The 12,743-nt window shown below is 66.8% G+C and carries 11 protein-coding genes; all 11 read left to right on the top strand.

Going from position 1 to position 12,743, the window contains the following annotated elements:
* Positions 1-6 precede the first annotated feature (6 nt).
* The 11 genes from ACXJKH_RS06750 (at position 7) to ACXJKH_RS06800 (ending at position 12,508) form a co-directional block, all read left to right on the top strand.
* Positions 7-1,329 (top strand): transglutaminase-like domain-containing protein, encoded by a 1,323-nt coding sequence (locus ACXJKH_RS06750; protein WP_457318863.1) that lies wholly within the window; start codon positions 7-9, stop codon positions 1,327-1,329.
* A gap of 43 nt (positions 1,330-1,372) precedes the next feature.
* Positions 1,373-4,372 (top strand): TonB-dependent receptor, encoded by a 3,000-nt coding sequence (locus tag ACXJKH_RS06755; RefSeq protein ID WP_457318853.1) that lies wholly within the window; start codon positions 1,373-1,375, stop codon positions 4,370-4,372.
* Positions 4,373-4,385: 13 nt separating this feature from the next.
* Entirely contained in the window at positions 4,386-5,933 is a 1,548-nt protein-coding gene (locus ACXJKH_RS06760; protein ID WP_457318855.1) for a serine hydrolase, read from the top strand.
* Positions 5,887-6,621 (top strand): M15 family metallopeptidase, encoded by a 735-nt coding sequence (locus ACXJKH_RS06765; RefSeq protein WP_457318857.1) that lies wholly within the window; start codon positions 5,887-5,889, stop codon positions 6,619-6,621. The genes ACXJKH_RS06760 and ACXJKH_RS06765 overlap by 47 nt, the downstream gene beginning before the upstream one ends.
* 58 nt (positions 6,622-6,679) lie before the next feature.
* Positions 6,680-7,057 carry a hypothetical protein gene (locus ACXJKH_RS06770; protein ID WP_256775063.1) on the top strand — a complete coding sequence of 126 codons (378 nt, stop codon included), beginning with the start codon at positions 6,680-6,682 and terminating at the stop codon, positions 7,055-7,057.
* 220 nt (positions 7,058-7,277) lie between these two features.
* Positions 7,278-7,697: an EF-hand domain-containing protein gene (locus ACXJKH_RS06775; RefSeq protein ID WP_256775064.1), complete on the top strand. Its 420-nt coding sequence runs from the start codon at positions 7,278-7,280 to the stop codon at positions 7,695-7,697.
* A 104-nt stretch (positions 7,698-7,801) separates the two neighbouring features.
* Positions 7,802-8,215: a hypothetical protein gene (locus ACXJKH_RS06780; RefSeq protein ID WP_457318859.1), complete on the top strand. Its 414-nt coding sequence runs from the start codon at positions 7,802-7,804 to the stop codon at positions 8,213-8,215.
* Between the two features lie 48 nt (positions 8,216-8,263).
* On the top strand, positions 8,264-9,013 hold the full coding sequence (locus ACXJKH_RS06785; RefSeq protein WP_457318860.1) for an HAD family hydrolase: 750 nt from the start codon (positions 8,264-8,266) through the stop codon (positions 9,011-9,013).
* A 31-nt stretch (positions 9,014-9,044) separates the two neighbouring features.
* Positions 9,045-9,590, top strand: coding sequence for a hypothetical protein (locus ACXJKH_RS06790; protein WP_256775067.1), 546 nt, complete (start codon positions 9,045-9,047; stop codon positions 9,588-9,590).
* A gap of 199 nt (positions 9,591-9,789) precedes the next feature.
* Positions 9,790-11,157 (top strand): 2-oxoadipate dioxygenase/decarboxylase HglS, encoded by a 1,368-nt coding sequence (hglS, locus tag ACXJKH_RS06795; protein WP_457318861.1) that lies wholly within the window; start codon positions 9,790-9,792, stop codon positions 11,155-11,157.
* 427 nt (positions 11,158-11,584) lie between these two features.
* The gene (locus tag ACXJKH_RS06800; RefSeq protein ID WP_457318862.1) at positions 11,585-12,508 is read left to right on the top strand and encodes an IS110 family RNA-guided transposase; all 924 of its coding nucleotides are present in this window, start codon (positions 11,585-11,587) and stop codon (positions 12,506-12,508) included.
* Positions 12,509-12,743 lie beyond the last annotated feature (235 nt).

Genomic DNA, 12,743 nt, shown 5'->3' on the forward strand with positions numbered 1-12,743 from the left:
GCGCAGATCGATGCGGCCCTGCACGACACCACGCTCAGCGCTGCCACCCGCCACGACTTGACCTTCCAGCGCGAGCGCATGCGCCGCATGCAACTGGACTTCACCCTGGATGCCGACGCGGCCAAGGCGCTGCTGCGCCGGCAGATCCCGGACCTGCGCGATGACGAGTTCGCGCGCTGGGATGCGGCCGGGTTGATCGAACACCTGGATATCGATGGCCAGCGCCGCTACTTCAAGCGTGCGCCATCCAACCTGTTCCGCATCAGCGCTGAAGCACGCGCCCGGCGCGCGCCGGATGTGCCACTGCCGACCGACGGGCCCTTCGAGATGCTCGGCCCCCACCACGAAGAAATCGTCGCCGCTGCCCGCGCCAGTGGTGCCACCAGCGTGGTGCCGCGCCGCGTGGAGGTAACCCAGTCGCTGGTGGTCAAGGCCGATGCTGTGCCTGCGGGTGCGTCCGTCCGTGCCTGGATTCCGTATCCGCGCGCGATTGCCGGCCAGCAGGAAGATATCCAGTGGCTCACCAGTACCCCGACCGGAGCGCGCATCGCGCCGGAAAGCGCCCTGCAGCGCACTGCCTACCTGGAGCGCACGGCGGTGGCCGGCACGCCTACCGCATTCGAGATCCGCTACGCGGTCACCGTGTACGCCCGGCATGTCCCGATCGATCCGGCCAAGGTTCTGCCCACGCCGAAGGACCCGGCACTGCAGCCGTTCCTGGCCGAACGCGCGCCGCATGTGCTGTTCACCCCGGCATTGCGCGCGTTCTCGCAGCGCGTGGTCGGTACTGAAACCAATCCGTACCGCATCGCGCAGAAACTGTTCGATGCGGTGGACCAGATTCCCTGGGCCGGCGCACGGGAATACTCCACGATCTCCAACATCAGCGACTACGCCCTGCACGCCGGCCACGCCGACTGTGGCCAACAGACGCTGCTGCTGATCGCGCTGCTGCGCCTCAATGGCATCCCCGCGCGCTGGCAGTCGGGCATGGTCTACGCCGATGACGCGGTCGGCTACAACAACCTGCACGACTGGGGCGCGCTGTACCTGGCGCCGTATGGCTGGGTGCCGATGGATGTCACCACCGGGCGCCTGGACAGCCCGCAGCCGGCACTGCGCGATTTCTACTTCGGCGGGCTCGATGCCTACCGCATCGCCTTCAACGACGATTTCCAGCAGCCGCTGCAACCGGCAAAGCGCCATCCGCGCTCGGACACGGTGGACTCGCAGCGCGGTGAGGTCGAGTGGGCCGGCGGCAACCTGTACTTCGATCAATGGAACTACGACTCCCAGTCGCACGTGGTGCCACTGGGGGCAACGCGGTAAACGGCGGTACCCACGATTCCATATCTGCAGGAGAGAGCAGGGAATGAATGCACATCGATTGAAGCGGGCCGCGCTCTGCGTTGCCCTGGGGGCCTGCCTGGGCTCGGTCGCGCCCATGGCGATGGCCCAGGACGGCGCAGTGGTTGGCAAGCTGGTCACCGATTCGGGACAACGCCTGGACAACGCGACGGTCACCGTGCGCAATCCGTCCACGGGATTTGTGCGTTCGGTGAGGGCCGAGGCCAATGGCAGCTACCGCATCCCGTTGCTGCCAGTGGGCACTTACGAGCTGGAAGTGGCCGTTGCCGGCGGGGCCCCGGCGCGCGTTGGCCAGGTCAACGTCGGCCTGGGTAGCGCCACCACGGTGAACGTGCCGGTCAGCGGTGTCAGCACGCTGGGCACGGTGCAGGTGCGTGCGCCGCAGGTGGTGTCGATGGTGGACGTGAAGTCGACCGAATCGGCCACCAACATCACCCGCGAAGAACTCTCGCGGCTGCCGGTGGACCGCGACATCACCGCGGTGGCGCTGTTGGCGCCGGGGGCGGTGAAGGGCAAGGGATCGCTGGGCGGGCAGGGCATTTCCTTCGGCGGCTCCTCGGTGGCCGAGAACACCGTCTACATCAACGGCCTGAACGTCACCGACTTCTATAACCGGGTCGGCTTCTCCTCGGTGCCGTTCTCCTTCTACCAGGAGTTCCAGGTCAAGACCGGGGGCTACTCGGTGGAATTCGGGCGCAGCACCGGCGGGGTCATCAACGCGGTGACGCGCTCGGGCAGCAACGACTTCAAGGCCGGCGCGGAACTGGTGCTGGAGCCGCGTGCGTGGCAGTCGCAGGCACGTGACCGCTACGACGGCGACGGCAGCCGCTACATCACCGCCCGCCGCGATGACTATTCGCGCAGCGCGCTGAACGTGTTCGCCTCCGGTGCGCTGGTGCAGGACAAGCTGTTTTTCTTCGGCATGTACGAAGCGCGCGACTACACCCCCAACTCCACCAATGACGCCGGCACCGTGCTCAACCGTGGCACCGCCGACGATCCGTTCTGGGGCGGCAAGCTGGACTGGCAGATTACCGACAACCAGATGCTGTCGCTGTTCGGCTTCTCCGACAAAAGCGATACCGTCACCGACGTCTACCGCTACGACTACGACACCGGCCTGGCCGTGGGCGAGCGCACCAACCAGGTCTACAACACGGTGGGTGGAAAGAACTGGTCCGGTACCTACAGCTGGCAGGTCAGCAACGACCTGACCATGAAGCTGATGTACGGCGAGAACAAGCGCAACCGCACCCAGAGCAGCCTCATGGATGAGAACTGCAACCGCGTGTTCGACAACCGCACCGCCAGCCAGGGCGTGCCCACCGACCTGCAGGGCGACCGCAGCTGCACCAGCAGCTCGCAGCTGGAATCGGCGCTGGATACGCGCAAGGCCGCCCGCGCCGATTTCGAATGGACCCTCGGCAACCATCTGCTGCGCTTCGGCCTGGACCGCGAAGAGAACACCTCCGACTACGAGCGTGCCTACCCCGGCCCCGGTGGACTGCGCTACGACATCTATTACCGCACCCCGGGCAGCTCCCTCAACGGCGGCGTGGTGCCGGCCAGCGGACTCGTCGCGCGCACCCGCCGCTACGAAGTGGCCGGATCGTTCGAGACCATCAACTCGGCGTACTACCTTGAAGACAACTGGCAGGTCACGCCGAACGTCCTGCTCAACATCGGCGCACGCTTGGAAGGCTTCGACAACAAGGGCGGCGACGGCGACAGCTACATCAAGATCGACGACATGATCGCGCCCCGGCTGGGCTTCTCGTGGGACGTGCGCGGCGATGGCACCACCAAGGTATTCGGCAACCTGGGGCGCTATTTCCTGCCCGTGGCCAACGTGATCAACATCAAGCAGGCCGGCGGCTTCCTGGACGAGCGCACCTGGTATGAATTCCTCGGTTACAGCGGCGCGTCCAACAACGTCCCCAACCTGGGCGGCCAGATCGGGCCGGTGGACAACTCGCAGGGCGACGGCAGCGTGCCGGACCTGCGCGCCGAAGTGAACCGCGACATGGATCCGGTCTACCAGGATGAAGCCATCCTCGGCTTCCAGCACATGCTCAGTGCATCGTGGTCGGTCGGCGCCAGCGTCACCTACCGGCGCCTGCACAACGCCATCGATGACATGAACATCACCGCGACCGGCCAGTGCGGGGCGATCGACGGCGTCTGGATCATGGGCAATCCCGGCCGCACCAACACCGTATGGGGCGACAGCAACTGCGACGGCAGCAACGATGCCTGGATCGATATCGACACGGCCCGCGAAGGCTGGGCGCTGTATGACGACGACGGCAACTACGTCGGCCAGCGCGGGTGGGTCACGCCCAAGCGCGATTACAAAGCGCTGGAGCTGCAGGTGGATCGTGCATGGGACGGCACGTGGGGCTTCAATGCGTCCTACACGTTGGCCTATGGCCGCGGCAACGCCGAAGGACCGGTCAACTCCGACACCGACTTCGCCGATGCCGGTCGCACCGAAAACTTCGACAATCCGTGGGTCAACTATCGCGGCTACGGCTATCTGGCCAACGATCGCCGCCACCAGTTCAAGTTCCGCGGCAGCTATGCGCTGACCGAGAACCTCACGGTCGCCGCGACGCTGGGCGTGCAGTCCGGCAGCCCGATCACCCGCTTCGGTGCCGGCAACCCGTTCGACGCCACCGACTTCCACAGCTACTACGTGTGCGTCTCCAACTGCCAGGCCACGGTGCCGTCCGAGCGGGTGTTCGGGCATTCCCCGCGTGGCGGTGACGGCCGCACGCCCTGGACCTACGACCTGGACATGAGCGTGGCCTACAAGATCCCGGTGCCACTGGATATCAACGTCAAGCTGGCGGTCTACAACGTGCTCAACCAGCAGCGCATCGTCTCGGTGGACCAGGATTATGAGCCGCAGGACAGCATCGGGACGCCCAATCCGTTGTATGGCTATGGCACCGGCTTCCAGTCGCCACGGTATGCGCAGCTCACGGTGACCTGGAACTACTGATGGCATCGCCGGCATGACGCAGGCGACGTGGACGGCGGTGCTGGTGGGGCTGGCAATGGCCACCGGCACCGTCGCGGCGTCACCGGCCGCGTTCGATCCGATGTTCGACCAGGCCCGGCAGCAGTACGCGCTGCCGGGCCTGGCGATGGCGGTGGTTGAAGACGGCCAGGTGGTCTACCAGCGCACGGCTGGCGAGCGACGCAGCGGCAGTGGCGAGGCCATCGACCCCGACACCCTGTTCAAGATCGCCTCCAACAGCAAGGCCATGACCGCCGCACTGCTGGCGCGGCTGGTCGACCGCGGGGCCTTGCGCTGGGACGATCCGGTGATCAGGTACCTGCCGCAGTTCCGCATGCACGATCCCTGGGTCACCCGGCAGATGCAGGTGCGCGATCTGCTCATCCACAACAGTGGACTGGGGCTGGGCGCCGGCGACTTGATGCTGTGGCCGGAGCCCAACACCTTCACCCGCCAGGACATCATCGCCGGGCTGGCGCACCTCAAGCCGGTCACCAGCTTCCGCAGCGGCTACGCCTACGACAACCTGATGTATGTGGTGGCCGGTGAAGTGGCCGCCGCCGCCGGCGGCAAGCCGTATGACCAGTTGCTGCGCGAGGAAGTGTTCGTGCCGCTGGGCATGGACCGCTGCCAGGTCGGTGCGTGGTCGGTGGCCCACGTCGGCAACGTCGCCCAGCCGCATACCCGTCGCGACGGGCGCAACGTCGTGGTCCAGGCCGATGGCGATACCAGCCCGGACCTGCCTTCGATGGCCGCCGGTGGCATCCGCTGCAGCCTCAAGGACATGACCCGCTGGATGCAGGTGCTGCTGGACCCGACCGTGGTGCCGGGCTGGTTGGGCGCCGCGCAACGGCGCGCGCTGTGGACCGCGCACATGCCGATGCCGCTCGGTGCGCGTCAACGGCAGTGGGACAACGCGCACTTTTACGCCTACGGCTACGGTTGGCGCCTGTCGGACATGGACGGGCAGTGGAAGGTGGCCCACACCGGCACGCTGTCGGGCATGTACTCCTCGCTGGCGCTGCTGCCGGACCGCAAGGTGGGCGTGGTGATCCTCATCAACGGTGATGCCGAGGATGCACGCACCGCGCTGATGCAGGCCGCATTGAAGCACTACACCGCGCCGGCGCAGGCTCGCGGTGTCCTTGATTACGCACGCCTGCTGCGGCAGGAACAGCAGCAACGCACCGACGCCGGCCAGGTGCGGCCCGATACCCGCGCGCGGCGCCCGGCAGGCCCGGGCGCTCCCCGCGCCTGGCAGGGCCGTTACCGCGACCCGTGGCTGGGGCAGGCCAGCCTTTGCCCGCAGGGTGGGCAACTCCGCTTCAGCGTGGACAAGTCGCCCGGGCTCCAGGGCCGGGTGATGCAGCTCGGTAGCCGCTGGCTGGTGCAGTGGGATACCCTCGGGTCGGACGCCGAACCCTGGCTGCAGGTTGAGCCGGGCACACCGACAACGCTTACGTTGCGTGCCATCGACCCGGATATCGACTTCAGCTATGACTACCAGGACCTGCAGTTCACCCGTATCGGCGATTGCCTCTAGCACCGCACTGATCGCCCTGTTCGTCGCCTTTGGCGCGGCCGCCCAGCCGGTGCGGATCGCGCTGGTACGCACCCCCGAACAGGCCGGCATGGTCGACATCCGCAGCCTCGCCCCGGATATCGACCTGGACCTGCGCTATGCCGGGGCCAACAATTTCACCGGCCGCCGCGTGCCCGGCTACGACGCCGCCAAGTGCTACCTGCTCAAGCCTGCGGCCACCGCGCTGGCCAAGGTTGAAGCGGACCTGCGTGCCGACGGATACGGCCTGCGGCTGTTCGACTGTTATCGCCCCGCGCAGTCGGTGCAGGCCTTCGTGGACTGGACCAACGACCCGCTGGAACAGTCGCGGAAGGCCCAGCAGTATCCGGGCCTGGACAAGCCGGCGCTGCTCGGCGGCTACATCGCCCAGACCTCCGGGCACAGTCGCGCCGCTACCGTGGACCTCACGCTGGTGGATTGCCGCAGCGGCACCTGCACCGCGCTGGACATGGGCACCGACTTCGACTTCTTCGGTCCGCGTGCGCATACCGATGCGCCCGATGTCACCCCGCAGCAGTATCTCAATCGGCAGAAGCTGCGCCAGGTGATGGGCCGCCAGGGCTTTGAGAACTACCCGCAGGAATGGTGGCACTACACCCTCACGCCCGAGCCGGACCCGCACACCGCCTACGACGTCCCCGTGCGCTGACCCCCGTGGCGGCAAGGTGGGCCGCTACACTGTGCGCTCACCGACCGCCCGGATCACGATGAACCTGCCGCTGCACTTTGGATTGCTCGGAACGCTGGAAGCGGGGCTTATCGCGCTGCTGGTCGGCCTGCTGGTGTATGCGCTGTGGCAGCGGTTGTGCCGCGCCGTTGGTTGGAACGCCGGGCACGCGATCGGCTGGGCGTGCGTGATCGCGGTGATCGCCTCGGCTGGCATCGACGCGTGGAAGCTGTTCTACATGGGCATCATGCGGCTGGAGTCGCCGCTGTATGCGCGCTTGTTCCTGGCCACCGTCCACGATCCGAACGAACTCGGCTCGCGGGTGGTGCTGGAAGTGGCCGGTGCGCTGTTCGGTGTTGCGGCAGGGTGGCTTCTGTTCAGTTCGCGCTCAGGCGAAAAAAACGCCAGCGACACCTGACAATTCGTTTGCATCCGGTTAAATCCGGGCCGGTTGAATGCGTGTGTTACTCCGCACTCACCCACACCTAACCACTGCGGTAATCGACGCCTGCGCGCAGGTGGTTAAGACCGTGTGCGGGTGCCGATTGCGGCGCAATGTCGATTCACAAACGGGCTGGCAGGGTGGAAGTCGTGCGGAAACAACGAACCGTGCGACATCCCCAAAGGAGACCACCCAAATGACTATTCGCAACCGCAAGCCCCTGATCGCCCTGATCGTCGCCGCAGGCAGTGTGCTGGCCATTCCGGCGATGGCCCAGTCCGCCCAGCAGAGCGCCGCGCAGGCACAGAACCAGGCCGCGCAGGCCCAGCAGGCCGCTGCGCAGGCCGGCCAGGCGGCAGATTCGGCAGCGGGCGCTGCGGCGCAGGCGTCGCAGCAGGCCAACGGTGGCGGTGGCCAGACCTGGGCCAGCGTGGACACCGACGGCAACGGCACCATCAGCAAGACCGAGGCGCAGGTCAATGCGGGCCTGGCACAGGTGTTCGATCAGGCCGACAGCAACAAGGACGGCGAGCTTTCGCCGGATGAGTACAAGTCGTACGTGGCCGCCCAGCAGGGCAAGGCCGCCAGTGGCAGCGGCGCGCAGCCGGGTAACTGATCCATCGCGTCAACGTGCAGGCAAGGGCCCAACACCGCTGGACACCGGTGAACGGCAGTGAGGGGGAAGGGCGGCTACGGCCGCCCTTCTTTTATGATGGCCGCATGCAACATCCCGGCCGTCGGCTTCCTTTTGATGTGTATTTCCCTGCGCCGGGCGAACGGGCGCCGCAGCGTGTCTCGCATCTGCGGCCCGGCCAGATCGTGCTGGTCGCGGGCGGACAGGCCGACACCGTTTTCGACACCGTTGCCTTCGATGACCACGGCCCGCGCTGGGCCAATCCGGCATTGCGCGCGGCGCTGACCAACCTCAACGCGCACGGCTTGCCTTTCCAGTACCAGCCGCACGATCCCGAGTCGCCCGCCGCATTGATGGCGTGGTGGCAGGAAAGCGGCCACGTGGCGGCCAGCTACCGTGAACTCAGCTGGCGCGGCCCGGGCGACTGGCTGATCACCCGTATCGATCTGCCACACCCGGGCGTGCTCGGCTGGGCCGGCCCGCGCCCCTTCGGCCACTGAGCCGACACGGTCATTGGGTCCACCGGGCGCTGTTGCTATCCTTGCCCGATGATGACCTCCACGCCTGCGCCCACCGGCGCCATCGGCCTGGTCGGTTTTGACGGTGACGACACGCTGTGGAAGAGCGAGGAGTACTACCGCAAGGCCGAGCAGGACTACCTCGACATCCTGTCGCGCTATATCGACGTGCACGACACCCAGACCGCGCGCCACCTGCTGGAAGTGCAGCAGCGCAACCTCGGGGTGTTCGGTTATGGGGTCAAGGGCATGACCCTGTCCATGGTCGAAGCGGCCATCGAGATCACCCGGCAGATGATCACCGCGCGCGACCTGCAGCAGATCCTGGACATCGGCCATGACACCCTGCGCCATCCGGTCGAACTGATCGACGGTGTGCGGGAATCGGTCACCGAGATCGCCCGCGATCATCCCGTGGTGCTGATCACCAAGGGCGACCTGTTCCACCAGGAAGCCAAGATCAAGCTGGCCAACCTGCGCGATCTGTTCCCGCGCATCGAGATCGTGTCCGAGAAGGACCCGGAAACCTACGCGCGCGTGCTTGAGGAATTCAACCTGCCGATCCAGCGCTTCTGCATGGTCGGCAACTCGCTGCGCTCGGATATCGAGCCGGTGATCACCTTGGGCGGTTGGGGCATCCACACCCCGTACGCGGTGACCTGGGCGCATGAAACCCAGCACGGCGTAGCCGACGATGAGCCGCGCATGGTCGATGCGCCCACCGCCTTCGACTGGCCGCAGGCGCTGCGCAGTATCCAAGCCAAAGCCAGCCGGGGCTGACCGACATGCAGCGCGGCAAAGGTATGTGGTCATGATCCTGCGCACGCTGCTGGTGCTGCTGCTGGCCGTGCTGCCCCTGGCCGCATCGGCGCAGCAGACCGCCGAAAAGTCCGAGGCCTACGTCGTGGACACCGGCGATGCCTGGGTCGATGGCCAGTTGCGCGACATCAACCATTACGCCGAGCGCTACCCGGACAGTTTCCTGGACGAGGTGGCGCGCTACAGCGGCGTGTCGCGCGGCTACATTGCCGCGCTGATGTATACCCATGGCTGGCAGGCCGGCGACATCTACTTCGCCTGCTTCTGGGCCAAGGCGATCGCGCGTTCCTGCCGCGACAGCGTGCAGGCCTGGACCCGCGCCACGCCGGAGGAGGGGGAGCCCAAGCGTTGGGAGGCAGTGGTCAGCGATTTGCCGGTCACGCCGACCAACCTGCACTGGCGCGCCGTACGCCAGGCCATCGTCGCCAGCCACGACCACTGGGACCGCCCGATCAAACTCGACGCCACCCTGCAGCGCCAGCTCGGTGACCGCGCCCAGCGCCAGCGCAACGCTGCCGCCGCCGACCCCGGCCCCTGAGCCACCGCGCAGACCCCTGCATCCCCGCATCCCCAACACCCCGTGGCCCAACCCCGGGTAGAGCCACGCCATGCGTGGCTGCCGTTCGTACCCGCCCCACGTCGCCCCCCTTTGCTGCTGTGCAGATCGCGATTACCCACGGCCTCGGCGACAATGCGCGATTGCTGCACCTCCCCCGTGATCCGTTGCCGAGTACGTAATGAGCGCCGACCGTTTCGTTTCACCCGACGATATCCGCAGCCTGTTCGCCCAGGCGATGTCCACCATGTACCGCACCGAAGTGCCGCTCTACGGCACCCTGGTCGACCTGGTGGCCGAGATCAACGACGCCGTCCTCACCGCCGATCCGGCGCTGGTGGCCCAGCTGGACCGCAATGACGAACGCGCACGCCTGGACCAGGAACGCCACGGCGCCATCCGCGTCGGCACCGCCGAGGAACTGGCCACGCTCGGTCGCCTGTTCGCGGTCATGGGCATGCACCCGGTGGGCTATTACGACCTGTCGGTGGCCGGCGTGCCGGTGCATTCCACCGCGTTCCGCCCGCGCACGGCCAAGGCGCTCGCACACAACCCGTTCCGCGTGTTCACCTCGCTGCTGCGGCTGGAGCTGATCGACGACGCCGCACTGCGCGACGAATCGGCACGCATCCTCGCCAAGCGCCGCATCTTCACCGACACCGCGCTGGCGTTGATCGCGCAGGCCGAGCGCGATGGAGGCCTGGACGAAACCGACGCCCGTCGCTTCGTCATCGAATCGCTGGAAACCTTCCGCTGGCACGGCGATGCCACCGTGTCGCTGGCCACCTACCATGCGCTGCATGACGCGCATCGCCTGATCGCCGACGTGGTCAGCTTCCGCGGCCCGCACATCAACCACCTCACCCCGCGCACCCTGGACATCGATGCCGCCCAGGCCGGCATGCTCGCTCGGGGTATCGACGCCAAGGCCGTGGTCGAAGGCCCGCCGCCGCGTCGCTGCCCGATCCTGCTGCGCCAGACCAGCTTCAAGGCCTTGGAAGAGACCGTGCGTTTCCCGTCGGGTGATGCGGCCTTTGCGGGCACCCACACCGCACGCTTCGGCGAAATCGAACAACGCGGCCTGGCGCTCACCCCCAAGGGCCGCGCGCTGTACGACCAGCTGCTGGCCCAGGCACGCGACAGCGGAGGCGCCGGCAGCACCGGCCAGGACTACCCGACGCGCCTGGCGGCCGCCTTCACCGCCTTCCCGGACGACCACGACACCCTGCGCCGCGAAGGCCTCGGCTATTACCGCTACGCCCTCACCGATGCGGGCCGCCGCAACCTGGCTGCCATCGGCGATCTGCCGGCCGAAGCGCTGATCGCCGCCGGCCTGGCCAGCGCCGACCCGATCGTCTACGAAGATTTCCTGCCGGTCAGCGCCGCAGGCATCTTCCAGTCCAACCTCGGCGGCGAAGAGCAGCGCGCCTATGCCGCGCATGACAACCGCGACGCGTTCGAGCAGGCGTTGGGCATGCGGGTCGAAGACGAGTTCGCCATCTACGACAGTCTGCAGGCCGAATCGTTGGCGACCCTGCGCGCCGCCTGAGGTAGGGGCGCATCCCGATCGACCGCCGTGGCATCCGCCGCGATTGATGAGGGGGGAGCACGACGCTACGCGGGTGGCCGGGTGTGCAGGCCGTTTGGATGGGCTGGCGTCGCCGATCGGGCTGGTCGCGAGCGTGAGGCCCCCGTGGCGGCCGATAGGCCCCTGGCGCAAATGTCCCCCGGCCGCGTGGCGGCCTCCTCCTTTATTTTGCCCAGGAGCCTTATCTGTTTGGAATCTGGCAGCGTAGGCGTCGAGAGCCGGCGTGGGCCGCCGTAGGAGCCTGGATCTCGACGATCGACTTGTAGCTTGGCGCCCACGCCGGAATCTCCCTTGGTCCGCCCGAACAGTTGCTCGAGGTAGCACTCGAAGTGATAAGACTGGGCAAGCGGGGGAGCTCTCGACCTATCCAGCCTAGCGGAGATTTCCCATGAGCGGAATCGGGATCGATGTGTGCAAAAAATACCTGGATGTTGCGGTCTTTCAAGGCCAGGCCCGTCAGTTCACCAACACCGCAGCCGGTCACTGCAAGTTGGTGAGGTGGCTGAATACGATGTCTGTGAAGCAGGTGGTGCTGGAGGCCACCGGCGGCTACGAGCTGGCCGCACTGGATGCCCTGCACCAGGCTGCACTACCGGTCGCCCGTGCCAATGCGCAGCGGGCGCGCAGCTTGGCCAACACCTTGGGGAAGGCCAAGACCGACAGGCTGGATGCGGCCATGCTGGCCTACATGGCAGAGAAAATAGACCTTCATCCCTACGTTCCGCTGGAGCCATGGCAGCGCCACCTGGGCGAGCATGTTCGTGCCCGCCGGCAGGTCATCGAGCTGTTGAAGATGGCAAAGCAGCAGCTGCTGCCAGTGGCGGACAAGCCTCTGCGAAAGATGCTTCAGGGCAACATCAAACAGCTCGTGTGCAGCGTGGCGCGGCTGGATGTGCTGATCGCCGAGCAGCTGAAGACGCTGCTCATCCAACACCCTCACTTGGCGGCGTTGAAGACGCTCAAGGGCGTGGGCCCGGTGTTGCTGGCGGTACTGATGTGCCGGTTGCCAGAGCTGGGAACCCTTGGCGGAAAGCAGATCGCCAGATTGGTAGGCGTCGCCCCGCTGTCGCACGACAGCGGCACCGTGCGTGGCAAACGCGGGATCAAAGGAGGCCGAGCCGACGTCCGGAAGGCGCTATACATGGCGGCCATGTCCGCCGCCCGTCACGAGCCGCGTCTGCGTGATTTTTACAGGTCGCTGCGTGCACGTGGCAAGGAAGGAAAGGTGGCCCTGGTAGCGGTGATGCGCAAGATGCTGGTCATCCTCAATGCGCGCGTGCGCGATGAAAGAGCCGCCATGGGCCCAGCCTGAACGCCTTGGGCGGACAACATGAAGGGCAAAAGCGTGCCGGCCAACGGCCGGCACCTACCGCTTACCGCGCGCGCAAGAAACCGCCCGGAGGCGGCGGGTAGGTCGGTGCGGGGCCGTTGGAGCCCCGGATGGGCGGAAACCAGACCCCATGGATGGGTTCCCGGCGTGTCCCGCACCGGCGTGCCCGCCGCCTCAGCCACGGATCAGGCGGGCGCTGGTCAACACAGTTGCTACC

Source organism: Stenotrophomonas sp. P5_B8 (assembly GCF_054049855.1).